23 protein-coding genes are annotated in these 23,532 nt (G+C 66.5%); 19 read left to right on the top strand and 4 right to left on the bottom strand.

Annotation, left to right across the window (positions count from 1 at the left end; translation table 11 throughout):
* The 16 genes from rplC to ACWDMM_RS18815 all read left to right on the top strand — a co-directional run bounded on the left by rplC (position 1) and on the right by ACWDMM_RS18815 (position 12,337).
* Entirely contained in the window at positions 1-666 is a 666-nt protein-coding gene (gene rplC / locus ACWDMM_RS18740) for a 50S ribosomal protein L3 (RefSeq protein WP_195080338.1), read from the top strand.
* On the top strand, positions 663-1,358 hold the full coding sequence (gene rplD, locus ACWDMM_RS18745; RefSeq protein WP_195080339.1) for a 50S ribosomal protein L4: 696 nt from the start codon (positions 663-665) through the stop codon (positions 1,356-1,358). Before rplC ends, rplD begins: the two co-directional genes overlap by 4 nt.
* Positions 1,355-1,660: a 50S ribosomal protein L23 gene (gene rplW / locus ACWDMM_RS18750; protein ID WP_011207266.1), complete on the top strand. Its 306-nt coding sequence runs from the start codon at positions 1,355-1,357 to the stop codon at positions 1,658-1,660. The genes rplD and rplW overlap by 4 nt, the downstream gene beginning before the upstream one ends.
* Positions 1,661-1,693: 33 nt before the next feature.
* A complete protein-coding gene (gene rplB, locus ACWDMM_RS18755; protein WP_039795441.1) occupies positions 1,694-2,530 on the top strand; it encodes a 50S ribosomal protein L2 in 837 nt (278 codons plus the stop codon).
* Positions 2,531-2,545: 15 nt separating this feature from the next.
* Positions 2,546-2,827: a 30S ribosomal protein S19 gene (gene rpsS / locus ACWDMM_RS18760; protein WP_043719741.1), complete on the top strand. Its 282-nt coding sequence runs from the start codon at positions 2,546-2,548 to the stop codon at positions 2,825-2,827.
* A complete protein-coding gene (gene rplV, locus ACWDMM_RS18765; protein WP_039795443.1) occupies positions 2,824-3,228 on the top strand; it encodes a 50S ribosomal protein L22 in 405 nt (134 codons plus the stop codon). The genes rpsS and rplV overlap by 4 nt, the downstream gene beginning before the upstream one ends.
* The gene (rpsC, locus tag ACWDMM_RS18770; protein ID WP_067808069.1) at positions 3,229-4,023 is read left to right on the top strand and encodes a 30S ribosomal protein S3; all 795 of its coding nucleotides are present in this window, start codon (positions 3,229-3,231) and stop codon (positions 4,021-4,023) included.
* A 3-nt stretch (positions 4,024-4,026) separates the two neighbouring features.
* Positions 4,027-4,443, top strand: coding sequence for a 50S ribosomal protein L16 (gene rplP / locus ACWDMM_RS18775; protein ID WP_063021258.1), 417 nt, complete (start codon positions 4,027-4,029; stop codon positions 4,441-4,443).
* Positions 4,443-4,682: a 50S ribosomal protein L29 gene (gene rpmC, locus ACWDMM_RS18780; RefSeq protein WP_040864843.1), complete on the top strand. Its 240-nt coding sequence runs from the start codon at positions 4,443-4,445 to the stop codon at positions 4,680-4,682. Before rplP ends, rpmC begins: the two co-directional genes overlap by 1 nt.
* Complete coding sequence (gene rpsQ / locus ACWDMM_RS18785) at positions 4,679-4,951, top strand: 30S ribosomal protein S17 (RefSeq protein WP_043719750.1); 273 nt, start codon at positions 4,679-4,681, stop codon at positions 4,949-4,951. The genes rpmC and rpsQ overlap by 4 nt, the downstream gene beginning before the upstream one ends.
* A 189-nt stretch (positions 4,952-5,140) precedes the next feature.
* A complete protein-coding gene (locus ACWDMM_RS18790) occupies positions 5,141-5,953 on the top strand; it encodes a phosphatase (RefSeq protein WP_449938601.1) in 813 nt (270 codons plus the stop codon).
* A gap of 566 nt (positions 5,954-6,519) precedes the next feature.
* Positions 6,520-7,098 carry a helix-turn-helix domain-containing protein gene (locus ACWDMM_RS18795; RefSeq protein ID WP_357207732.1) on the top strand — a complete coding sequence of 193 codons (579 nt, stop codon included), beginning with the start codon at positions 6,520-6,522 and terminating at the stop codon, positions 7,096-7,098.
* Between the two features lie 277 nt (positions 7,099-7,375).
* Positions 7,376-7,531, top strand: a complete 156-nt coding sequence (locus ACWDMM_RS18800; protein WP_157111988.1) for a lariocidin/triculamin family lasso peptide core domain — start codon at positions 7,376-7,378, stop codon at positions 7,529-7,531.
* 180 nt (positions 7,532-7,711) lie between these two features.
* Positions 7,712-8,881, top strand: coding sequence for an asparagine synthase-related protein (locus ACWDMM_RS18805; protein ID WP_357207729.1), 1,170 nt, complete (start codon positions 7,712-7,714; stop codon positions 8,879-8,881).
* Positions 8,882-8,888: 7 nt separating this feature from the next.
* Positions 8,889-10,646, top strand: coding sequence for an ABC transporter ATP-binding protein (locus tag ACWDMM_RS18810; RefSeq protein ID WP_449938604.1), 1,758 nt, complete (start codon positions 8,889-8,891; stop codon positions 10,644-10,646).
* A 320-nt stretch (positions 10,647-10,966) separates the two neighbouring features.
* Positions 10,967-12,337 carry a bis-aminopropyl spermidine synthase family protein gene (locus tag ACWDMM_RS18815; protein WP_449938707.1) on the top strand — a complete coding sequence of 457 codons (1,371 nt, stop codon included), beginning with the start codon at positions 10,967-10,969 and terminating at the stop codon, positions 12,335-12,337.
* A gap of 61 nt (positions 12,338-12,398) precedes the next feature.
* Here the strand turns inward: ACWDMM_RS18815 and ACWDMM_RS18820 are convergent, their stop codons facing one another.
* The gene (locus ACWDMM_RS18820; protein ID WP_195080342.1) at positions 12,399-13,328 is read right to left on the bottom strand and encodes an NAD-dependent epimerase/dehydratase family protein; all 930 of its coding nucleotides are present in this window, start codon (positions 13,326-13,328) and stop codon (positions 12,399-12,401) included.
* A 240-nt stretch (positions 13,329-13,568) separates the two neighbouring features.
* Between ACWDMM_RS18820 and ACWDMM_RS18825 the strand changes: the two genes are divergently transcribed.
* From ACWDMM_RS18825 to ACWDMM_RS18835, 3 genes are all read left to right on the top strand, one after another.
* Positions 13,569-14,048 (top strand): EXLDI protein, encoded by a 480-nt coding sequence (locus tag ACWDMM_RS18825; protein ID WP_449938606.1) that lies wholly within the window; start codon positions 13,569-13,571, stop codon positions 14,046-14,048.
* 43 nt (positions 14,049-14,091) lie between these two features.
* A complete protein-coding gene (locus ACWDMM_RS18830; RefSeq protein WP_449938607.1) occupies positions 14,092-16,242 on the top strand; it encodes an MMPL family transporter in 2,151 nt (716 codons plus the stop codon).
* A gap of 314 nt (positions 16,243-16,556) precedes the next feature.
* On the top strand, positions 16,557-18,599 hold the full coding sequence (locus ACWDMM_RS18835; RefSeq protein ID WP_449938610.1) for an ATP-binding protein: 2,043 nt from the start codon (positions 16,557-16,559) through the stop codon (positions 18,597-18,599).
* A gap of 64 nt (positions 18,600-18,663) precedes the next feature.
* On the opposite strand, the gene ACWDMM_RS18840 is transcribed toward ACWDMM_RS18835, so the two are convergent.
* From ACWDMM_RS18840 to ACWDMM_RS18850, 3 genes are all read right to left on the bottom strand, one after another.
* A complete protein-coding gene (locus ACWDMM_RS18840; RefSeq protein ID WP_449938612.1) occupies positions 18,664-21,174 on the bottom strand; it encodes a hypothetical protein in 2,511 nt (836 codons plus the stop codon).
* Positions 21,175-21,573: 399 nt separating this feature from the next.
* Positions 21,574-22,317, bottom strand: coding sequence for a CPBP family intramembrane glutamic endopeptidase (locus ACWDMM_RS18845; protein WP_195080347.1), 744 nt, complete (start codon positions 22,315-22,317; stop codon positions 21,574-21,576).
* Between the two features lie 270 nt (positions 22,318-22,587).
* A complete protein-coding gene (locus ACWDMM_RS18850; protein ID WP_195080348.1) occupies positions 22,588-23,517 on the bottom strand; it encodes an RluA family pseudouridine synthase in 930 nt (309 codons plus the stop codon).
* Positions 23,518-23,532: the final 15 nt, after the last annotated feature.

Genomic DNA, 23,532 nt, shown 5'->3' on the forward strand with positions numbered 1-23,532 from the left:
ATGACTGACAACAAGAACAGGCCTGCCGCCGGCATCCTGGGCACCAAGCTCGGCATGACCCAGGTCTTCGACGACAACAACCGTGTCGTGCCCGTGACCGTCATCAAGGCCGGGCCGAACGTCGTCACCCAGATCCGCACCGTGGAGCGCGACGGCTACAGCGCCGTCCAGGTCGCCTTCGGCGCCATCGACCCGCGCAAGGTGACCAAGCCGGTCTCCGGTCAGTTCACCAAGGCCGGGGTCACCCCGCGCCGCCACGTCGCCGAGATCCGCGTCGCGGACGCCTCCACCTTCGAGGTCGGCCAGGAGATCAACGCCGACGTGTTCGAAGAGGGCACCTACGTCGACGTCACCGGCACCAGCAAGGGCAAGGGCTTCGCGGGCACCATGAAGCGCCACGGCTTCCGTGGCCAGGGCGCCTCGCACGGTGCGCAGGCCGTGCACCGCCGTCCGGGTTCGATCGGTGGCTGCGCCACTCCCGGCCGCGTGTTCAAGGGCATGCGCATGTCGGGCCGGATGGGTAACGACCGGGTCACCACGCAGAACCTGTCGGTGCACAAGGTGGACGCCGAGAACGGCCTGCTGCTGATCAAGGGAGCGATCCCGGGTCGCAAGGGCGGCGTCGTGATCGTCAAGAGCGCCGTGAAGGGTGGTGCGCACGCATGACGAGCCTCGAGAAGAAGGCCAACCTGACGCTGCCGGTCAAGGAGATCGGCGGCAAGACCAACGGCACCGTCGACCTCCCCGCGGAGATCTTCGACGTGACCGCCAACATCGCGCTGATGCACCAGGTCGTCGTGGCCCAGCAGGCCGCGGCCCGCCAGGGCACGCACGCGACGAAGACCCGTGGCCAGGTCTCCGGCGGCGGCAAGAAGCCGTACCGGCAGAAGGGCACCGGTCGCGCCCGCCAGGGTTCGACCCGCGCGCCGCAGTTCACCGGCGGTGGCACCGTGCACGGCCCGCAGCCGCGCGACTACACCCAGCGCCTGCCCAAGAAGATGAAGGCCGCCGCCCTGCGTGGCGCCCTGTCCGACCGGGCGCGCAACGAGCGCATCCACGTGATCACCGAACTGGTGGCCGGGCAGACCCCGTCCACCAAGACCGCCAAGAGCTTCCTGGCCGAGCTGTCGGACCGCAAGAAGTTCCTGGTCGTGGTGGGCCGCGAGGACGTCGCCGCGTGGAAGAGCGTGGCGAACCTGCAGAACGTGCACCCGATCGCTCCCGACCAGCTCAACACCTACGACGTGCTCAACAGCGACGACGTGGTGTTCAGCGTCGAGGCGCTCAACGCGTTCGTGCACGGCCCCGCGGAGTCTCCGCAAGACACTGCGGCGATTGCACAGGAGGAGAGCAAGTGACCACCATCGCCGACCCCCGCGACATTCTGCTGGCGCCGGTCATCTCCGAGAAGTCCTACGGACTGATCGAGGAAGGCACCTACACCTTCCTGGTGCACCCGGACTCGAACAAGACGCAGATCAAGATCGCCGTGGAGAAGGTCTTCGGTGTGAAGGTGACCAGCGTCAACACCGCCAACCGTCAGGGCAAGCGCAAGCGGACCCGCTTCGGTTACGGCAAGCGCAAGAACACCAAGCGCGCGCTCGTGACCATCTCGGCCGACAGCAAGCCCATCGAGATCTTCGGAGGCCCGGTCGCGTAAGCGCCCGGGAGTCCAGAAAGCAGAGAAGAACTCATGGCAATCCGTAAGTACAAGCCGACTACGCCGGGCCGTCGCGGCTCCAGCGTCTCGGACTTCGCCGAGATCACCCGGTCGACCCCGGAGAAGTCGCTGCTGCGCCCGCTGACCAAGTCCGGCGGCCGCAACGCCCACGGCCGGATCACCACCCGGCACCGCGGTGGCGGGCACAAGCGCGCCTACCGCCTGATCGACTTCCGTCGCCTGGACAAGGACGGGATCCCGGCCAAGGTCGCGCACATCGAGTACGACCCGAACCGCACCGCCAACATCGCGCTGCTGCACTTCGTGGATGGCGAAAAGCGCTACATCATCGCCCCCAAGGGCGTGACGCAGGGCACCCGCATCGAGTCCGGCCCGACGGCCGACATCAAGCCGGGCAACAACCTGCCGCTGCGCAACATCCCGACCGGTACCACCATCCACGCGGTGGAGCTGCGTCCGGGCGGCGGCGCCAAGCTGGCCCGCTCGGCCGGCATGAGCATCCAGCTGCTGGGCAAGGAAGGCCCCTACGCCACGCTGCGTATGCCCTCCGGTGAGATCCGTCGCGTCGACGTGCGCTGCCGCGCCACCGTCGGCGAGGTCGGCAACGCCGAGCAGTCGAACATCAACTGGGGCAAGGCCGGCCGTATGCGCTGGAAGGGCCGCCGCCCCACGGTCCGTGGTGTCGTCATGAACCCGGTCGACCACCCGCATGGTGGTGGTGAGGGCAAGACCTCCGGTGGTCGCCACCCGGTCTCGCCGTGGGGTCAGCCGGAAGGCCGCACCCGCAAGCCCAACCGTCCGAGCGACAAGCTCATCGTCCGCCGTCGCAAGACCGGCAAGAAGCGCTGAAGGAGGAGGTAAGAAATGCCACGCAGCCTCAAGAAAGGCCCGTTCGTCGACGACCACCTCCTGAAGAAGGTGGACGTGCAGAACGAGAAGGGCACCAAGCAGGTCATCAAGACCTGGTCGCGTCGTTCGACCATCATCCCCGATTTCATCGGGCACACGTTCGCGGTGCACGACGGCCGCAAGCACGTGCCGGTGTTCATCTCGGACAACATGGTCGGGCACAAGCTCGGTGAGTTCGCGCCGACCAGGACGTTCAAGAGCCACGTCAAGGAAGACCGGAAGAGCAAGCGGCGATGACGACGACCGAGACTCAGAACCCGACTGCGCGCGCGACCGCCAAGCACGTTCGCGTCACCCCGATGAAGGCACGCCGGGTCGTGGACCTGGTCCGCGGCAAGCGCGTCGAGGATGCCCTCGCCCTGCTGAAGTTCGCGCCCCAGGCCGCGAGCGAGCCGGTCGCCAAGGTCGTCGCCAGCGCCGCGGCCAACGCCGAGAACAACCTCGGCCTGAACCCGGCCACGCTGGTCATCTCGACGGCGTACGTCGACGAGGGCGCCACCCTGAAGCGGTTCCAGCCGCGTGCCCAGGGCCGTGCGTTCCGCATCCGCAAGCGCACCAGCCACATCACCATCGAGGTCGAGAGCATCCCCACCGCCGGTGGAGCCACTCGTAACCGCCGGAAGGGAGGGGCAAAGTAAATGGGACAGAAGATCAACCCCCACGGCTTCCGCCTCGGTATCACCACCGACTGGAAATCGCGTTGGTACGCGGACAAGCAGTACGCGGACTACGTGAAGGAAGACGTCGCGATCCGTAAGCTGCTGGCCACCGGCATGGAGCGGGCCGGCATCGCCAAGGTCGAGATCGAGCGCACCCGTGACCGCGTGCGGGTGGACATCCACACCGCGCGTCCGGGCATCGTGATCGGCCGCCGCGGCGCCGAGGCCGACCGCATCCGCGCCGAGCTGGAGAAGCTCACCGGCAAGCAGGTGCAGCTGAACATCCTCGAGGTGAAGAACCCCGAGTCGGATGCGCAGCTGGTGGCCCAGGCCGTCGCCGAGCAGCTGTCCAACCGTGTGGCGTTCCGTCGCGCGATGCGCAAGGCCATCCAGTCGGCCATGCGTTCGCCGAACGTCAAGGGCATCCGTGTGCAGTGCTCGGGCCGTCTCGGCGGCGCCGAAATGTCGCGCTCGGAGTTCTACCGCGAGGGTCGGGTGCCGCTGCACACGCTGCGCGCCGACATCGACTACGGCCTCTACGAGGCCAAGACCACCTTCGGTCGCATCGGCGTGAAGGTCTGGATCTACAAGGGCGACATCGTCGGTGGCAAGCGTGAGCTCGCCGCCGCTGCCGCCGCGCCCGAGCGTCCGCGCCGGGAGCGGCCGAGCCGCCCGCGTCGGTCCGGTTCGACCGGCACCACGGCGACCAGCACCGAGGCCGGGCGCGCCGCCACCGCGGTGGCCGACGCTCCGGCAGAGACACAGGAGGGCTGACGCATGCTGATGCCTCGCAAGGTGAAGCACCGCAAGCAGCATCACCCGGGCCGTTCCGGTACGGCCAAGGGCGGCACCTCGGTGGCGTTCGGCGATTTCGGCATCCAGGCGCTGGAGCCGGCCTACGTCACCAACCGGCAGATCGAGTCGGCGCGTATCGCGATGACTCGCCACATCCGCCGTGGCGGCAAGATCTGGATCAACATCTACCCGGATCGCCCGCTGACCAAGAAGCCCGCCGAGACCCGTATGGGTTCGGGTAAGGGTTCGCCGGAGTGGTGGGTCGCGAACGTCAAGCCCGGTCGCGTGATGTTCGAGATGAGCTACCCGAACGAGGAGACCGCTCGCGAGGCCCTGCGTCGCGCGATGCACAAGCTCCCGATGAAGTGCAGGATCGTGACCAGGGAGGAGCAGTTCTGATGGCTACCGGAACACCGGCCGCAGAGCTCCGCGAGCTCACCGAAGAGGAGTTGGTGGCCAAGCTGCGCGACTCCAAGGAAGAGCTGTTCAACCTGCGCTTCCAGATGGCGACGGGTCAGCTGGACAACAACCGTCGTCTGCGCGTCGTCCGTCACGAGATCGCGCGCATCTACACGGTCATGCGTGAGCGTGAGCTCGGTCTGGCCACCGGACCCGCTGGCAAGGGAGATGCCGCATGAGCGACAAAGCAGAAGGGCAGCGCGGCACCCGCAAGGTGCGGGTCGGCTACGTTGTCTCGGACAAGATGAACAAGACGATCGTCGTCGAGCTGGAAGACCGTAACCGGCACCCGCTCTACGGCAAGATCATTCGCACCACCTCGAAGGTGAAGGCGCACGACGAGAACGAGATCGCCGGCATCGGCGACCGCGTTCAGCTGATGGAGACCCGTCCGCTGTCGGCCACCAAGCGCTGGCGTCTGGTCGAGGTCCTGGAGAAGGCCAAGTAAGCCTTTCTGCCACGGCGTGAAACCCGAAGGCCCGCTTCCCGTTCCGGGAGGCGGGCCTTCGCCGTGTCCGGAGTGGGTACTGTCGTGTGCGTGTCGCGGGTAGCGATGGGGCGAACCGGCACCGCCGCCTGACCGTATCCGCGACGACTGGCGCCGACGGCCGATGCGGAGGTATGAGCGGTGGGGAACGTGACTCGACCCGGCCGGCCCGATGACCGAGCGCGGCTGCGGGAACATCTGCTGCGGACGCGGATCGCGGGGGATGTCGCGACGCCTCGGGAAGGGAATCTCGCGAACTATCGCAAGATGGTGGACAAGGATCCGGGGTACCAGTTCGGGCTGACGCTGAGGGATTGGACGTTCGCCGAGACCTTGGAGATGATGGCGCGGCTGTGCGGGGTCGCTCCCGATCCTCGCCATGTGCGGGGGCCGGACACCATCGACGTCGACCTGACGCTCGACGCGCTCGATGCGATGGCAGAGCGGATCGGACTCGCGGCCCGCCGCGAGGAGACGGTGATCCTGGCAACCGGGCATCCGGACACGCTGATGGGCGTCTATCGCGCGGTCGAAGACGCGCTGCGGGCGGCGGGCTGTGTGGTGCTCACGCCTGCCGCCGGGTGGTCGTATCGGGCCACCACGCCCTTCGGCCCCCAGCACCGCGAAATTGTCTACACCTCAGGAGTCGCCGCGCTCGGCACCGACGGCACGCTGCGGCACACGCATGACCCGCATCCGATGCGGGCGATCCTGCGGGAGTTGCGCGACGCCGCGACCGGCCGGTGGCCCGGTCTGGTCATCGCCGATCACGGCTGGGCCGGAGCGGCGGGCGAGGCGGGCATCGAGACCGTCGGATTCGCCGACAGCAATGACCCCGCCCTGTTCGCCGGGCACGCGGAAGGGAAGATCGCGGTCACGGTGCCCCTCGACGACGGCGTCTACTCCGGCCACTACCGACCTCTGACCGCGTATCTGCTCGACCGCGCTGGGCTCGGCGGGTAACGCCGACCGTGTGTCGCGGCCAAGGCTTCGCCGCTCGGACCATGGGCGCCAACGAATCTCGGCTTGTTCGGCGAACCGCTCGGCCGGTATTTGCGTCTATTGTGGACGGTGGGCCGACTCCAGGACGGAGGTGAGGTGTGCAGGAGACGGGAGACTCCAGCCCCGCACGGACGAGCATGCCTCGAGTATGGGCGGCCGCAGTCAAGGGGGTGGGATGTCGGTTCGAGCGTATCGGGCACGCCTGCGCGGGGGAGCGCTCCTCCGCGATCCGGAGGTCGGATCGACCTCGGTCTGTCGATGTCGGCATGTGATGCCCCCGTGAGCGTCGCGAACTGATCGCGAGTGCGGGCGGCTCTGCCGCGGCGGGCGGCGCGCGGCGGTATCGAACGAGTGGCGGGCGCGCGGTTCGGCCGCGTTCGAGATGTCCGGCCTCGGCGTGTGCGTCACCATCGTAACGGGGGCGACAAGCGAGAAAGTCGCGCATTCTTTTCGAGTGGGAGGAGGCTCGATAGGTCATTGTGGCGGTTCGGCTAAGTGACAAATCAGTGATCTCGCGAAGGATGATCATGGGGCGGGCGTTGAAGAAATTGAATCCTGACCAGTCGGCACAACACAGATTCGGGGCGGAATTGCGGCGATTGAGAATATCGCGCAATTTATCACAGGTCGAGCTGGGGCGCCTGCTGATGCACAGCGGATCGACTGTGGCGAAAATAGAGAAAGCCGAGCGATGGCCTAGTTCGGAATTCGCCGAACGCGCCGACGAAGTCCTCGGCGGTGGGGGGAAACTACTCGAACTACTGTCCATGGCGCGTCGTGAACGGGCGATCGGACTATCCAATGTGCGGAGTGGCATCACCTGGAATTCGAGAAGCAATTCCGAAGCCTCCGCGCGGACGCGCGGTCGGTGCGACGGTTTCGGCGGCCAGTCGACCGGCGATCCATCCGCGCCGGGCTCGGCGGAAGCCACAGAGTTGGACAGCGTGGTCGCGGAATGCCTGGCTGCGCTGCGCAGCGCGGTCGAGGAGCATCCCGAGGGAGAGTACCTGACCAGGCATGTCGACTTCGTCATCGACGTGATCGACTACCACTTCGGCGGCCGTGTGCGGACGGCCTACCGGTTCGCCTACCGCGCGGGTGCGTGATGGCGTAGGTGGGTGTGAACGCTTCATCGAAGCCGGGGGCCGCAGTACGCTGCGGCCCCCGGCTCGCGTTTCGGCACGCCGCGGGCAAAGCGGCTCGCGCATCCGTCCAATTCCTGTGCAAAACCGTGTCGGTGCTCGAATACTCCCAGCATCCATTCGTACATCCGTATCGTCCGATTCGAAATCATTGAAACCTCATTCTGGTCCGGGTTTCATGGGAATCAGCGCTCGGTTGAATCAACCGGACGCACCGAAGAAATTGATGAAGGAGATATCGATGGCGAAGAAGAGCAGCCCCGGCGACGGCACCCACGGCAAGGGCGTGCGCGGCGGTCGTGCCGATGCCTACGACCGCACCGCGGCGGAGGGAATTCAGAGCAACATGGTCGCTCTGGCGGAGACCGTGAAGTCCTTGCAGAAGGCGCCCAAGTAGGGCGGAACTCCGGAGGCTTGCCCAGGTCCGCTCGGACCGGGCAGGCCTCCCTTCTGTAAAGGGGGGAATATCATCGTGCTGACGAATAGCATTTCGCGGAGAAAGCTGGCGCTCTGGCTCGCCCTCCCCGCGATCAGAGGCGAGTTCGGCCCAACGCATCCATTCGAAAACGAGCCGGACATGGTGCTCGAGCAGCCGTGGCCCGCGCCCGACCGGAGCCTGCGAGACCTGCGCGCGGAATTCGTCGCGGCCATCGAACGTGTGGTCGGCGACAGCGCCGATATCGCCGTGTCCACGTCGGGCGGGCTCGACTCGCTCGCGGTCCTCGTCAACGCCGTACGCGCTTTCGGCGACGAGCGGAAGGTGAGGGCGGTCGCCATCGAGATGATCGACGATCGGGGCCGGTCCAACATCCCGGTCATCGAGCGGGTTTTGCGCGGTCTCGATCTGCGTTGCGAACTGCGCACGGCCCCGCTGTCGCAAAGGCCGGCAGGCCGCCCGCAGTGGCACCCGGAAGGTCCGCGGCTGGACGCGCTGCCGGACGCCAACCGCGTTGTCGCCGAGCTCGCGCATGCCGCGGGCGCGGAGGTCATCCTCTCCGGCGACGGCTCCGACGAACTGCTGGGAAGTACGCAATTCCTCACCCTCGAGCTGTTGCGCGCGGGCCGGTGGCGTGACCTTCCCGGCTACTGGCGCGATCATCCGGGCGAGCACTACTCCACGGCGAAGCTGGAAGCCGTCGCGCTGCGGGCCGCGTTCGAACGGAAGCGGAAGCGGGCGATGCTCTATCTCGCCTCATCCTGGCCCGAACTGTGCCGCAACCCGTCGCACGACTTCTTGCGAGAGCCCTACCGCGGCCTCGCCGACGAATGGGCGGGGTCCTGGATCGGATCGTTGGTCGCCATGCACGAGCACCACCACGCCACCTTCGCGACGATGGATGCCTGGAGCAGCCTCTATCCGCATCAGAGGCTGCGCACTCCAGGATTGGTCCGCGCCGAAGATCCCTTCCTGGAACCAGGATTCGTCGCCGACGCCCGCAGACTGCCCCTGCACATGCGGTACGACCCTGGCTACCCGTGCGCGTACTGGCGGAGGAAGTCGCAGGTCGTCAAGCTGCTGCCGGCCGAGGCCGTGCCATACCTGCCCACGGAGAAGCAGATATTCTCCCGAGCGATCCTGGATCGTGTCGATACCGAGGTACTCGCAGCGGACACGCTGGTGGACTGCGGAATCCTCGACGCGGGGGCGCTGCGCAAAGAAATTGATCCGATGGTAGCCACCCGTATCATGGAAGTCGAGCTGTGGCTTGCCGAAGCGATTGATCTCGGCTACGAGATCGTGGATTGACGGGATCATGAATTCGACAGTGCACACGCCCGCGCGAACTTCGCTGCGGGATCTGCTCGCTTGGACCGAAGGCAATAGGATCAGATTGTCCTTCGCTGGAGCGGCGGCCTTGATCGCGGCGGGCCTCGGACTGCTGCAACCGATGATCGTCAATTGGACCATCGACCGTGCGGTCGCCAAGAGTTCGGTAGTTCTGTTCCTCGTGCTGCTGGTGACGGTTTTCCTGGCCCAGGCCGTCTTGCAGGCCTATGCGCTCTTCCGGCTCGACCAAGCGGGGGAGCGCATGATCCTGCGCATACGAAGAGCCCTTGTCGATCGCCTGATCAGAGTCGATCTGGCAGTGCTGGGAAAGCAGCGGCTCGGCGACTTGATTTCGCGCGCGACGACCGATACCACCCTGTTGCGCGACGCGTTGGTCTATGACGTGGTCGGCGCCGCCGTCAACGGTGTGATCATCATCGGCGGAATCGGGATGCTGCTGTGGCTCGACCCTCTGCTCGCCGTCATCGTGCTGACCTTGGTGTTCGCCGCCGGCTTCGTCGTCGCCGGTGCGCTGAAAGGCATTCGCCGGGCCGTGACGGCCGCGCAGGACAGCACCGGTGCGCTCGCCTCCGACCTGGAGCGGGTACTCAGCGCGGTGCGCATGGTTCGCATCCATCGAATGGAAGAGCGGGAATCGGACCGATTGTCGCGGGTGGCCGGTGAGATCTACCAGCACAACGTGCGGGCGGCTCGGTTGAGCTCGGCGATATCGCCCGCCATCGAAATGGGCATCCACGCCTCCTTCGTCGTCGTGATCGTCGTCGGCTTGCAGCGTGTCTCCAGCGATCAGATGATGATCGGCGAACTCGTCGCTTTCCTGCTGTATGTGAATTATTTGTCCGCGCCGATGATGGGGCTCTTGGATTTCGGACGGGCACTGCAGACGGGACTCGCGGCGCTCCAGCGGGTGGACACGGTCCTCGATCTTCCCGCCGAGACGGATCGGCAACCTGAAACGGATCGGCCGGGTGGGGCGAACCGTCCTTCTGAAACGTCCGGCCTGATTCTGCGGAATGTTCGATTCAGTTACGGGGACCGGCCGGTGCTGCGCGGCATTGATTTTCGTGTCGCGCCGTGCACTATGGTCGCCATCGTCGGACGTTCGGGCGCAGGGAAGAGCACGATACTGAGCTTGCTCGCCAGATTCTACGATCCGTCCGAAGGCTCGATCGTGTTGAACGGGCGCGACGCGCACAGTGCGCATTCCCTGAGTGACTGGCGCGCACGAGTCGGCCTCGTCGAGCAAGATTCTCCGATCATGTTCGGAACGCTGCGCGACAATATCTGCTATGGCACGCGGGAGCCCGCAGAGAATTGGTTGGAGCAGGTCGTGGAAATGGCGGGCCTGGCCGATCTGCTCGAACGTCTCCCCGAAGGCCTGGACACACCGGTCGGCGAGCACGGGACGTCGCTGTCCGGCGGTGAACGGCAGCGCGTCGCGATCGCGCGGGCCGTATTCGGGCGGCCCGAACTGCTGCTGCTCGACGAGCCGACCGCGCATCTGGACGGCATCACCGAGGATCTGATCGCCGAGAACTTGCGGCGCCTCGCGCAGGAGTGCACCGTGCTGGTCGTCGCGCACCGGCCTTCCACGGTTCAGGCGGCCGATCAGATCGTGGTGATCGAGGACGGGCGCGTGGCCGCCGCGGGTGGTTATGCGGAGGTGTACGACCGGCTCCCGACGTCGATGCGAGGTGGACCGGCCACTATCGTGAGGACGTGACCGATAACAACCGTCTCGACAGTGGGGGTCTGGCGATCGAGAGGGTGGCCGCAGTTGTCGAAGCTGCCGGTGTGGCCGGGCGTCAGCTGCGGGAAGTCGTCTACGCGGTCGGCACGGAGGAGCACACGCTGGCTTCGCTGGTGCGGTCGACGGCCGTCCCGCGGCGGACCGTGGAAGACGTTCTGTCGGCGCTGGGGGACGATCTCGAGTACCAGGGGGAGACCTTTCGGCTGCGCGCCGACCGGGTGGACAGCTACGCCGCGCGATTCGATTTTCCGCAATTGCGGAGTACCGCGCTGACCGATCCGCTGGCGGCGCGGATGGCGCAGTACGCCGACACCATCCGGATCGTGCGGGACCTGATCGAGCGGGCGCCTGCTTCGCGCCAGGACATCGACCACGTCTCGGCCACAGCGGAAACCGTTGTGCGGCGGGCGCTGTGGATGGATTCCACTTTCGACTTGGCCGGGTCGCGGATTCTCTTCGTCGGCGATCACGATCTCACCTCGATCGCCACCGCGCTGGTGTGCCCGCGGGCGAGTATCACGGTGGTCGATCTGGACGAACGGATTCTCGAGTTCATCGATACCGAGACCGCGCACCTGCCCAACGAGGTGCAGTGCCTGTTCGCCGATCTTCGTCTCGGCCTGCCGACAGCCGCCGCACGGTCCGCCGATCTCGCGGTGACGGATCCGCCCTACACGCCGGAAGGCATCAAGCTTTTCCTCGCCCGAGGTCTTGCCGGCCTTCGCGACAAAGAGAATTCGCGGATTCTCATGGCTTACGGCTTCAGCGCACGGCAACCCGCCTTGGGGCTCAAGGTGCAGAACACCGTCCGCGATCTGCATCTGGCGACCGAGGCGATGCTGCCGAGATTCAACCGGTATCTCGGTGCGCAGGCGGTCGGGAGTTCGGCCGATTGGTACGTGTGCAGGCCGACCTCGCGGACCTGGCGTTCGCTCGAGTCCGCGCAGGGCGGCGTCGCTGCGAACATCTATACCCACGGTCCGCAATCCCTCGAAGGAGGTACCGGGCAGCTCGACGGCGAGTTCGTAAAGTACCTGCTGGAGCAGACCACGGGGGAGGCACCGGTGCTCGTCGGCGACGGATGGGGTGGCAGTGCCGAAGGTCGGGCGAAGGTCGGGCTGGACACGTTGCTCGCCAACGGCATACCCGCCGCGCACAGTCGGCGTGGACTCTGCACTGTCGTCGCGAACTTGGCGAAGGACCCCGGCGGCTGGCTGCTGCGGGTCTTGCTGGCCGCCAACTGCCGCGAGGTGGTCGCCGTGGTGCCCGATTCGCATCCCGACGTGCGCGACGCTCGGTCCCTGCAGCGATTGTCTTCGCTGGTATCCGCCAAGTACGCGCTGCGAATCGTCCGAGATACACCGCGAGCCGGATATCTGATCGTGCGGGCGGAGGCGGTCGACGCTGCCGGCCCGGACGACGCGGTCGTCGGTTTCCTGTTGAGCCGTGCGCACGGCAAAGTCGGAAACGTGTGGCGAGACGGGTTGATTCGCCATGCATCAGATGAAACCGAGCTGACCAAGCGGCAGGCGAGAGATCTGGTGCAGACGACGGCGTCGAAGAGCAAGCTGCTCGGACTGCCGCTGATCGAACTCGCCCGCCACGACGTCGCCGCGGTGGTGGCGGATGCGCGCGCGTCGATGCACGCACTCGCGCACGGTTGACCGGCGCGGGAGTGATGCGCTCGGAAGGGCTGGTTCGCGGGCGATGGTGGGATCGCAGCGATCAAGACGGGCCGGGTGATCCTTTGGTCTCGTCGGGCCGGGCGATACGCCAGGTATCGCGAACGATCGTTTCGATGTCGGAATGGCGAGGACGCCACGGTAGTTCGTTCGTCGCCTTGGTGGGATCGCTGATGAGGGCGGCCGGTTCCGGCGCAGGCGGCCGGTGGGTCAGCCGGATCCGGCGGCCGGTCTGTCGTTCGACCGCGGCGACGACGTCGAGGATGCTGCTGCCGCGGCCGCTGCCGATGAGGTAGCGCCGCCATTCGCCGTTCGGCGGCATACTTTCGACGCACGCGACGAAAGCGGCCGCGGCGTCGGCGATGTGCAGGTAGTCGCGCACCGCGCTGCCGTCGCCGTTGACTTCCAGAGCCGAGCCGTTCATCGCGGCGGCGAACGCCCGGGGCACCAAACGCGTCGGATCGGGGTCCGCGCCACCGGCTACGTTCGTCAAGCGCAGCACGGTAGCGGACAAGCGACCGGCGCCCGCCTGCGAACTGATCGCCCACTCGGCCGCCAGCTTGCTCGCCGCGTAAGGATGCGGCGGTGCGTCGGGCAGACCTTCGGTCATCGGCTGTCGTTCGGGAGTTCCATATATCGATCCGGTCGAAGCGAAGACGATCCGCGACACTCCGGCGGCGGCCATGGCATCCAGCAACGCGACGGTCCCGCCGGTATTGACGCGAAAGTAGCCCAGCGGATCGGCCGTCGACTCCCGGGCCCGAGTGAGCCCGGCGAGATGGCACACCGCCTCGACCCCCTCCAGCGCTTCGCGCAGCCCGGCCTCGTCCAGCAGGTCGGCGACCCGGGTCACCGCCCGCAGGGCCGAACCCCTCGCGCGCACCATCGCGATCGGCTCGTGCCCGGCCCCGGCCAGCAGTTCCACCACCGCCCGGCCGAGATATCCGTTCGCTCCGGTCACGAGAACTCGCACCACACGATCTTGTCATCGAGTGGGGGTAGCACCTGGACAACGTCCGGCCGTGACTGGTCGAGTAGGCGAGCGGTTCGGTGTTCGGGCAGGCTGGCAGGTCTTGCGCTATACGTATACATCTACTTATAGTGAGATGACGGCCCGGAGGGTCCGGGAGCATCGAATCCGCATCGGTAGAGCGGGCCGGTCCACGGTAGACGCATGCCCACATGCGCACTGATCTATGAAACGGGGACAGTTATGACCAGTGATCCGACCAAGCCGCTTGATGCGGAGACCGTCGAGGCTCCGGCCTACGGCGTCACCATCGTGAAGGAATCGGCCGAGCCGGGCGACGCGGAGGAGCTGCGCCAGATCGTGTTGCGCGTGGGGCCGGGAGGCGGACGGCAGCAGCGGTTTTTCGGCAGGCTGCTCGGCGAATCCCGCGAATACGGCAAAGCCGGGATGAACGTGGTGCGGGTCTATGTGAGCCGCAAGGGCAAATTCGTGGTGCACCGCCGGGAGTCGGACTGGCGCGAAATGTCGGTCGCGATCGACTGGACCGAATGGAAGAATTGGCGCGAGCTGCTGCGGCCGGGCAGCGGCGAGCGTGAGTGGGGCGATTACACGGTGGAGATCGTGGACTCGCCCGCTGAGTTGCGCGGCCGGATTCCGGAGCACATCTACCGGACGGTCGTCGACGTGGCCGAGAACCCGAACTCGCAGGACCTGCAGATCTGAGATACCGCCGCTTTTCCACTTTCCGGAAAGGATCTATTCGCAGATGTTCGCACGACTGGGGGCCGTGGTCGTCCACAATCCGTGGAAGGTGATCGGCCTGTGGGTGCTGCTCGCCATCGCGGTGGTGGCCGCGGCGCCGGAGCTGAAATCCACCACAGACCAATCCGCGTTCCTACCCTCGCATTACGAGTCGATTCAAGCGCTGGAGTTGCAGCAGAAGGCTTTCCCGGACAGCTCGGCTCCCGCCGCGATCATCGTGTTCGCCCGGAAGGACGCCGCGCCGTTGACCGACGCGGACGCCGCCTCGGTCGTCTCGATCGGCAACGGCCTGCGCGAGGCGCAGATCAAGGACGTCATCGGGATACAACCGACGCCGCCGTCACAGAACCGCTTGGTGCAGATCATCGCGGTGCAGATGACGAAGGTGACCAATCCGAACGACACCACGCAGGGCGACGCGGTCAAGGCGCTGCGCAAGGAGTTGAAGGACCGCGTCGCGGGCACCGAGCTGAAGGCGGGCATCACCGGCCAAGCGGCGCAGGTGCTGGATCAGCGGGAATCGGGCGACAAGGGCTTGGCGATCGTCGGCATCGCCACCGTCGTGCTGATCCTGGTGCTGTTGCTGATCATCTTCCGCAGCCCCGTGATCGCGTTGCTGCCGATCGTCGTGATCGGCGCGATCTCCAGCATGGTCAGCGGGTTGATCGCCGTGGTCGCCAAGGCCTTCGACTTGCAGATCGACGCATCGATCAACGCCATCCTGGTGGTCGTGCTGTTCGGCGTCGGCACCGACTACATCCTGTTCCTGATGTTCCGTTACCGGGAGCGGCTGCGAGCCGGCGAGGATTCGAAGACCGCCATGGTCAGCGCCGTCACGCGGGTGGGTGAGGCGATCACGTCGGCGGCGGGCGCGGTGATCATCGCGTTCATGGCGCTGGTGTTGTCCACCCTCGGCATGTTCCGCGCCATGGGACCGGCGCTGGCGATCGCGGTGGCGGTCGCGCTGGCGGCGGGGCTGACGCTGGTTCCCGCGGTGGTCTCGCTGCTGGGCACCAAGGTGTTCTGGCCGTCGAAGGCGTGGCGCACCGAGCCGAAGGGGGCGCGGTTCACCGCGATCGGCAACGCGCTCGGCCGGCGGCCCGGTCTGTTCGCCGCGGTCTCCGGCGGAGTGCTGGTGGTGCTCGGGATCTTCGCCCTGGGGTTCCACCCGACGTTCGACCTCAGCTCCGGATCGACCTCGGAGGCCTCGGAATCCGTCGTCTACAGCAAGGAGCTGGTCAAGGGCCTGCCCGCCGGGACAACCCAGCCGACGGACGTCCTGTTGCAGTCCAACGCTGGCGAATTGGCCGCCGATCAACTCACCGCCTATCGCGCCGCGCTGGCCGCGGTGCCGGGCGTGGGTCAGGTGGCCGAGCCGAAATTGTCCACGGACAAGTCGATCGCCGACTTCGCGGTGACGCTCGACGCCGCACCGGAATCGGACGCCGCGCTGGACACCGTCTCCGGCCCCCTGCGCGATGTCGCCCATTCGGCCGCGCCCGCAGGCGCCACCGCCGCGGTGGGCGGTCTGACTTCGGTCTTCGTCGACTTCCAAGAGGCGATGGCGCGTGACTACTCGATCGTCTTCCCGGTGGCGGCGATCCTGATCATGATCGTGCTGGGATTGCTGCTGCGCAGCCTGGTCGCGCCGTGGTACCTGATGGCCTCGGTGTTCCTCGGCTTCGCCGCCACGCTCGGCGCCGCGGTGCTGGTGTTCCAGCACTTCCGGGGCGAGACCGGCCTGATCTTCACGCTGCCGGTGATCATGTACCTGTTCGTGGTCGCGCTGGGCACCGACTACAACATCCTCATGGTCGCCCGGTTGCGGGAAGAGGCGCGCGAGGGCAACGAACCGAAACAGGCCGCGGCGCTGGCGGTGCGGCACACCGGCCCGACCATCGCGGCGGCCGGCGTGATCCTGGCGGGCACCTTCGCGTCGATGATGCTCGCGGGCAACAACGTCCTCGCGCAGATGGGCTTCGCCATCTCGGTGGGCATCGCGATCGCCGCCTTCGTCATGGCGATGTTCTTCACGCCCGCGCTCACGGCGCTGATCGGGCACAAGGCGTGGTGGCCTGGGCACGGGGACGAGAAGCCCGGTGGGGCGGGGCGGGAGTCTCGGGAGGTCGTCGGGAGTTCGGTCGGCGAGGGCTGACCGAAGCCGGAGCGTTCACCACCGACGCTCGCGAGATCGGAATAGAGCTGTGCGCCCATATCATTGGGCGCACAGCTTTTCGTTCGATAACGCTCGTAGTGCGACGATCACCGATTGCGAAAACTACGGCACTACCCACCCGGTTCGAGTGAAGAGTCGGCTAATGAAGTAGTGGCGCGAGATTTTCCTCGTAAGACGTCCCGTTTCGTCGGTGCTGACGAGTCCTGTCTTCTTTCCGCCAACTGGCCATGCTGCCTGGGATATCAAGCAGCGCCCCGCTAGAGTGGGGCTTCACAGCATCGAGGGAGGGCATGATGGCGCTGACAACTTCTCTGGCAGGCAGGGTACGGAATACCAGCCTCCCTAAAAGCCATTCGCTGTTGCCGCTGCTGGAGGCCGTCGTCAACGGTCTGCAAGCGATCGATGCACGCTTTGGTGAGGACACCGAACACGGCCACCTTCGGGTTACGATCCGGCGGAGCGGACAGGATGAGCTCGACTTCGACTTGTCCGACGCGGGTCGTGTGACGCTGAAACCGATATCAGGATTTCTCATCGAGGACAACGGCGTGGGATTCACCCCAGCCAACATGAGCTCGTTCGAGACACTGGACAGTGACTACAAGGCGGAGATGGGTTGCCGCGGCGTAGGACGCCTGCTCTGGCTCAAGGCGTTCGACAGGATTTCGATACGGAGTACGTACCTCGACGACGACGGCGATCTTCGCGCACGGCAGTTCAAGTTCTCCGTAGACCGCGAAGTCGAGCACGACGAGGCGCCGGAGTGCTTCGATGAACCAGGCACAGTCGTCCATCTGGACGGATTCAAAGACGCCTTCCAGAGAAGCGCGCCGAAGACGGGCGAGACCATCGCCCGTGCGGTATTCGAACACTGCATTTGGTACTTCCTCAGGCCCGGCGGCGCCCCTGACGTGACGATCGTCGATGACGAGGATGCGATCTCGCTGGCGAAACTGATGGAAGAATTCGTCTTCTCCGAGTTGCCTCAGACCGCCGTCGAGGTCAAAGGCAAAAAGTTCGACATGGTCAATCTTCGCCTCAAGTCCTCGACACGCAATTTCACGCCTCGGCTGTACTGGTGTGCGGCCAACCGCGTCGTTGTCGAGGAGAACCTCACCGGGAAGATCCCAGGGCTGTACGGAAGGCTGAAGGACGACTCAGCAACCGAGTTCACATATGTCTGCTACCTGTCGTCCGACTTTCTGGACACCCACGTTCGAGCTGATCGCACCGCGTTCGACATCAACGAACGACTGGCGGACCCGACGTTGGAAGACGATATCTCGCTGGAAGATATCCGTTCGGGCGTGCTGCAGGAAGTAGAACAGCTCCTTGCCGACTCACTCGCCGCAGCCCGCGACGCAGGCAAGCTGCGAGTCCTCGAGTTCGTCAGCAACCACGCGCCTCGGTATCGCCCGGTCCTTTCCAGGCTCGAGTCACTCGGTGTGACCGTGGACCCGTCGATCAAGGATGCAGACCTCGAACTCCTGCTTCATCGCAATCTACAGAAGCTGGAGGCCGATACCATCACTCAGGGCCAGGCGATCTTCGCAGAGGCCGGCTTCGCTCCCCTGGAGGAATACCGGGAACGCTTGAACCAGTACCTCGACAAAGTCAGGGACATCAATCAATCCGACCTGGCGGCGTATGTCTCCCGCCGTAGAGTGATTCTCGACCTATTGTCCAAGCTCATCAGGACGAACGAGCAGGGCAGGTATTCTCGAGAGGACGCTATCCACTCGCTGCTCATGCCTATGCGCACAGACTCGAATGAGATCGGCACCGACGCGGCCAATCTGTGGATCATCGACGAGCGGCTGGCTTTCCACGACTACCTCGCCTCCGATAAAACGCTCAAGAGCATGCCGATCACGGGCTCGGAGTCGACGAGGGAACCGGACATTCTTTCAACCCGACTCATCGATACGCCGGTGCTGGCAGCGCAGGGTGAGACGTTGCCATTGGCCTCGATCGTCGTGGTCGAGATCAAGCGGCCGATGCGGAACGACGTGTCGGAAGACAAGGACCCAATCCTTCAGTCGCTCGACTACGTGAAGCGCGTGCGAAGCGGCGGTGTAGTGACCGCTGCAGGACGTCCGATCCCGGCGTCACAGGATTCGCCGGCATTCTGCTACATCCTCGCCGACCTGACTCCGACACTGGTGAACAGGTGCGAGTATGCGAACTTGCGGCGGACTCATGACGGCCTTGGCTTCTTCGGCTTCAACGAGCCGGCCAAGGCGTACATAGAGGTCATGTCGTTCGACAGGCTCGTCAACGCCGCAACAGAGCGTAATCGAGCGTTTTTCGACAAGCTCGGATTGCCGTCGAGCTGACCGCCGAGTATGGCGGTTATCCGGTAAGCGAGTTGTGTTGAGGCGCAAGGCCCTAGGTGAGCGCTCAGACGATGGTTGCGTAGGGGCGGTGGACTTTGAGGGCTGAGTCCAGGACTCGGGTGACGGCGGAGCGGGGGAGGCCGAGTTCGTTGGCGATGGCGGGGGTGGAGCCGCCCTGGTCGGCTAGCGTCAGGATCTCTCTGACCTCCTCGATCGGGAGGTGGGACAGGCGGCGGCCGGTGATGGCGCGTGCGATCGCGGAGATCTCGTCGTCGTCGGTGTCGGCTTCCTCGGGCTCGGTGGGGAATTCATCGTCCTCGTCGTCGTCCGCCTCGAGGACGGGTATGGGTTCGACGCGCGGACGCGAGGGCTCGGGGGCTTCCTCGAGCGCCAATTGTTCGCTCTCCGTGTCGGCGGAGCGGTCGTTCTGCTCGGCGGTCGCCGACTTTCCGCGTTTCGCGCGCGGTGCGGTGGCGTTCGGGTGCACCTGAGCGGCAGTGTCGGCAGTCGCTGGGGGCGGTGTGCGCATGGGTTCGGTGGAGCCAGGGTGCCGGACTTCGTCTCCGTGATGCGCTCGCTCGATCGAACGGCCGTCTCGATCGGTAGACGCGTGCGGTGACGCGACACCGTTCGCGCCTGCCGACGGGTGCTCACGGAACGCGAAGCCGTCGTGCAGGTCGGCGAGTGAAATCTGCTGTGCGGCTGGTTGCGAGAGCTGGCTGTCGGACGCGGGCGCTTCTGCTGGACTCGACGTTCCACGCTCGACATCGAGTGGGTGAGACTGTGGCGCTGGGGTTTCGTCGGCAGCGACGGCGTCCGTGGGGTGCTTGATGACGAGCGGCTCGGTGTGCTTGTCGACTGGGTCGGCAGGAGGCACTGTGCTGGTGGGTATCTCGGTGGAGTGACCGTTGGCTGCCGAAGCAATATCGTGCCCGTTGACCCGCGGGTGACCGGTCGTGTGGAACGCATCGTCGGTCCTGGGGTGGGCGGTGTTCCCGTCGCCACTCGAATACCGCACGGTGCCGTCGGCAGGGCTCGCCGGGACGATGTGGCCGTTGGTGGCAGGGCGCGAAGCGTGCCCGTTGGTGTGCGGGTGCGCGTTTCCGTTGGTGGGCGTCCGGTTGGTTTCGCCGTGGATCGGCAGTGGGTAGCCGTTCACGGGCAGGTCGTGCGAGTGGCCGTTGCGAGGACGCGAGAGCGCGGCGCCATTCGGACCGGTGACGGCCTCATGGCCGTTGCGTGATTGCTCGTCGGCGGAGTGCGAAGCGGTAGTGTGCGTTTCGCTGTCCACCGGGACCGTCCCCGTCCGAGGGAGGGCGACGGGATGGCCGTTGATCGGCGTATCGACGGCGTGACCGTTGGTCCTGCGCGCATCGGTCGGGCCCGAGGCGGCGGAACCTTCGTACATTTCGCTGTCCACGGCGTCCGCCGTCGTGGGCGGTGTGCGGTCGACGGTGATCGGATGGCCGCCGATCGGTGGTTCGGCCGGATGATCGTCGGCCGCCGACTTCCGGTGGGCGTGAGCCGGGGCAGGGGCGGCCGCTGCGGCCGGGTGGGTGAACTCGTCGGGACGAGCGTCCGTCGTCTTGTCCTGGACAGTGGCGCAGACCGGCGTTTCACGCCCGGCGGGAGTGCCCCGATGTTCGGTTCGCGTTCCTGGATTCGCGTCGTAGCGACCATCGGTCACGGGTGCGGCGTAGGTATCGCCTTCCGTAGCGAAGCGGCGGCTGTTCGTCGCCGCAATCGGCTGGTAGTCACCGTTCTCCGGCATACCCGCAGCGAATCGCGCATCGACCCGGACGGTGCGCGGGTCGGGATCGATCACCGGCGCTCCGTCGATGAGCACGGCGTACCGCGCGGAAACCCAGGCGTGCAACCAGATCACGACGCCGACCATCACCGGGGCGATCGCGTACTCGGCGGCGCGGCCGAGGTCGCCCGCGGCGAGATGCGGTCCGGTGTTGAGGGCGACGGTCGTGCCGAGCAGCGCCGCCTCGAAGAAGATCACCTTGCCGCGCGCCAGCTCCCGGCCCCAGCGCGCCGCGGTCGTCGCCGCGACCATGATGGTGATGACGGGGATGGAGATCATCGCCTCGATGCCGTAGCTCAACCAGTACAGCGGGTCGGACATGTCACCGCTGGGCACCAGATTGTGCTGCACGTTGACACCGGCCCAGACCATGCCGAGCACGACGACGGCGATCAAGGCGCGCGAGGACCACTCCGCACGCCGGTAGAGCTGCGCCAAGCGCGCGTCCTGGCTGGAGGCCCGCCGCCGTGCGGCCAGCGCGCGCCGATGCCAGCGGGCGTCGGCCTCCTCCGCGCGGCGCAACGCCGCGGCCGACTTCCGGTCGCGCCGCTCGGTGGCCAGCTCCGCCTCGATCGCCCTGCGCCGCTGCTCTCGGCGGCGCGCGCGAATCCATTCCGCCAACTCACGCTCCGCGGCGATCTCGCGTTCGGAGAGCACCTCCAGCAACGCCGGATCGAGCTGCAGGGGCAATTTGCCGCGCGCGGTCTCGACTTGCTGAGCCAGCGCGGCAATCTCGGAACTACCGTTCGAGGGTTCGTCGGGCATCGCGAGCCTTCCCAAGAGCAGGTCTCATGTCGTAGCGGTGGAGACATGATTGCTCGAACATATGTGTGATCGAAGTGAGATTAAACCGACCTGTTCCCGTGGTCAACGTAGCGGTCTCCCGGGGTGAAGGCGACACGCCGAACAGGCGAAATTCGCAGCTCGCCGCGAATATCCGCATGAGCGGCGCTTTTATCGTTGGTCTCCGCGTGTCGAAACTCAGTTCGAATGCGCGCAGAGCGATCACGCGAATTCCGCCGCGTGGGGTTGCCGCCCGCGCGCTCGAGCCCGAGGGGAACGCGGAGCGACGGCGGCCGGTCACCGCGCGTTTCAGCGCGAAGCAAGACCGGGACCGCCGTTCGTGGCCGCCGGCGAAGTTTGCGACGACAAGTCGCGACAGAACTAACGCAGCGTGGTGTGCCAGACGATGGCGGCGGCCAACGCGCCCGCGCCGTTGACCGACCAGTGCAGGGCGATCGGGGCGAGCAGGCTGCCGCTGCGGTGGCGCAGCCAGGTGAACACGACGCCCGCCGCGGCCGTCGCGAGGACGGCGAGCAGGATGCCTGCGATCTGTCCGGTCACGCCGCCGCCGACGTACTCGCTCAGGCCGCGATTGCCAGAGGTGAGGCCGAGGGAGGACGCGATGTGCCAGAGGCCGAACAGCAGGGAGCCCGCCGCGAACACGCCGCGCGCGCCGTAGGCGCGGTGCAGGGTGCCGTGCAGTACGCCGCGGAAGGCCAGTTCCTCGGGGATCGCGGTTTGCAGCGGGATGACGATCATCGAGGCGATCAACGCGCCGGAGACGGTGGCGTAGCGATCGGCCAGGAAGAACGGACGGGTCATGGGCAGCGCCGCGCCGATCGCGACGGCTGCGAGGACCACTGCCACCGCGGCGAGCGCGTAGAGCGAGCCGCGCCGCCAGTGCCGGGGCGAAAGGCCCAGTTCCGACCAGCCGAGGCCGCGCCTGCGCATCAGCGCGAGCAAGGCGATCGCCGCGATCGGCACCGTGACGATGTTCGCCCACGCGGTGGTGAAATGCGCGATCAGATTGGTGCCCGCCAAGACCATCACTACCACGGCGACGTCGATGTAGGCGTGCAGTCTGTGGCGTGGGCGGGGCGGTGCTGCTAGGTCCGGCTCAGACATCTCGACCGAGTCTACGGAACAAGAACACGTTCACCATAGATTGCGGCGCTATTGCTGGATCGATCACTTTCCCGCCGCCGTCGCGGGCGGCGGGGGACGGCGCTCGCGTGGATGGCGACGCGGGCGCCGGAGAGCCGTGTGTGGGGAGCGGGGCGGCGCTCGTCCGGGCAGGTACGGCGTTGAGCCGATCCGCGTCCGGTGGCGCTGCCCGGGCGAGCGCCGGTTGCGGCTCCGCTGGTTCAGCCGAACGGCGGGCGGATCGTGGATTCCTCAGCCGGCCCACCCGTGCGGATCGGTCCAGGCCTGGAGCGTGCGGGTGGTTCGGAAACGGCGTGGCTCGCGGGTGACCGGATCGGTGAACTCGAGCGAGGCGGCCAGCAGTTGCAGCGGCCTGGTGAAGTCGTCGACCGGCTTGTCGGTGAGCACCGGGTAGAAATCGTCACCAAGGATGGGGATGCCGAGGCTGTTCATGTGCAGGCGCAACTGGTGGGTGCGGCCGGTGTGCGGGCGCAGGCGGTAGCGGCCGAGTCCGTCGCGGTGCTCGAGCAGTTCGATCTCGGTCTCCGCGTTGGGCTCGCCCGGCACCTCCTGGGCCGCGAGCACCTGCTTCTCCTTGATGATCCGGCTGCGCACCACGCGGGGCAGTGTGAGGGCGGGATCGAATCGGGCGATCGCCTCGTACTCCTTGCGCACGGTGCGCTTGTGGAACATGGTCTGGTACGCGCCGCGGCGGGCGGGATCGACGACGAAGAGCACCAGTCCGGCCGTGACGCGGTCGAGCCGATGAGCCGGAACCAAGTCGGGGAGGTCCAGCTCCCGGCGCAGCCGCACCAGCGCGGTCTGGAGGATGTGCTGACCGCGCGGGATCGTGGCCAGGAAGTGCGGCTTGTCGACCACCAGGATGTCGTCGTCGCGATGGACGACGGGGATGTCGAACGGGACCACCGTCTCCTGGGGCAGATCGCGATGGAACCAGACCGCGCCGCCGGGCACGTACGGCGAGTCCGGGGCGATCGGACCCTCCAGGTCGACGATGCCGCCCGCGTGCAGCAGCTCATCGATGCGCGCAGGAGACACCCGGGGCAGGCGTTCCACCAGATGGTCCCGGATGGTCGCCCAGTGGCCCTGCTCCGGCAGTCGCAACCGGGCCGGGTCCAAGCCGTGCCGCTTCGGCAACGGCGGTTGTTGCCGCCTTCTCATCGGTACCGACCTTAA

The sequence above is a fragment of the Nocardia sp. NPDC003726 genome (assembly GCF_053586955.1).

Bases quoted from the DNA above. Each gene is read 5' to 3' on its own strand.
- ACWDMM_RS18825 (WP_449938606.1), top strand. From the start codon at position 13,569: ATGACCAGTGATCCGACCAAGCCGCTTGATGCGGAGACCGTCGAGGCT.
- ACWDMM_RS18800 (WP_157111988.1), top strand. From the start codon at position 7,376: ATGGCGAAGAAGAGCAGCCCCGGCGACGGCACCCACGGCAAGGGCGTG.
- rplD (WP_195080339.1), top strand. From the start codon at position 663: ATGACGAGCCTCGAGAAGAAGGCCAACCTGACGCTGCCGGTCAAGGAG.
- ACWDMM_RS18830 (WP_449938607.1), top strand. From the start codon at position 14,092: ATGTTCGCACGACTGGGGGCCGTGGTCGTCCACAATCCGTGGAAGGTG.
- ACWDMM_RS18850 (WP_195080348.1), bottom strand. From the start codon at position 23,517: ATGAGAAGGCGGCAACAACCGCCGTTGCCGAAGCGGCACGGCTTGGAC.
- ACWDMM_RS18795 (WP_357207732.1), top strand. From the start codon at position 6,520: ATGGGGCGGGCGTTGAAGAAATTGAATCCTGACCAGTCGGCACAACAC.
- ACWDMM_RS18845 (WP_195080347.1), bottom strand. From the start codon at position 22,317: ATGTCTGAGCCGGACCTAGCAGCACCGCCCCGCCCACGCCACAGACTG.
- ACWDMM_RS18810 (WP_449938604.1), top strand. From the start codon at position 8,889: ATGAATTCGACAGTGCACACGCCCGCGCGAACTTCGCTGCGGGATCTG.
- ACWDMM_RS18805 (WP_357207729.1), top strand. From the start codon at position 7,712: ATGGTGCTCGAGCAGCCGTGGCCCGCGCCCGACCGGAGCCTGCGAGAC.
- rplV (WP_039795443.1), top strand. From the start codon at position 2,824: ATGACGACGACCGAGACTCAGAACCCGACTGCGCGCGCGACCGCCAAG.
- rplP (WP_063021258.1), top strand. From the start codon at position 4,027: ATGCTGATGCCTCGCAAGGTGAAGCACCGCAAGCAGCATCACCCGGGC.
- ACWDMM_RS18835 (WP_449938610.1), top strand. From the start codon at position 16,557: ATGGCGCTGACAACTTCTCTGGCAGGCAGGGTACGGAATACCAGCCTC.
- rplC (WP_195080338.1), top strand. From the start codon at position 1: ATGACTGACAACAAGAACAGGCCTGCCGCCGGCATCCTGGGCACCAAG.
- rpsS (WP_043719741.1), top strand. From the start codon at position 2,546: ATGCCACGCAGCCTCAAGAAAGGCCCGTTCGTCGACGACCACCTCCTG.
- rpsC (WP_067808069.1), top strand. From the start codon at position 3,229: ATGGGACAGAAGATCAACCCCCACGGCTTCCGCCTCGGTATCACCACC.
- rpsQ (WP_043719750.1), top strand. From the start codon at position 4,679: ATGAGCGACAAAGCAGAAGGGCAGCGCGGCACCCGCAAGGTGCGGGTC.
- rpmC (WP_040864843.1), top strand. From the start codon at position 4,443: ATGGCTACCGGAACACCGGCCGCAGAGCTCCGCGAGCTCACCGAAGAG.
- rplB (WP_039795441.1), top strand. From the start codon at position 1,694: ATGGCAATCCGTAAGTACAAGCCGACTACGCCGGGCCGTCGCGGCTCC.
- ACWDMM_RS18840 (WP_449938612.1), bottom strand. From the start codon at position 21,174: ATGCCCGACGAACCCTCGAACGGTAGTTCCGAGATTGCCGCGCTGGCT.
- ACWDMM_RS18815 (WP_449938707.1), top strand. From the start codon at position 10,967: ATGGCGCAGTACGCCGACACCATCCGGATCGTGCGGGACCTGATCGAG.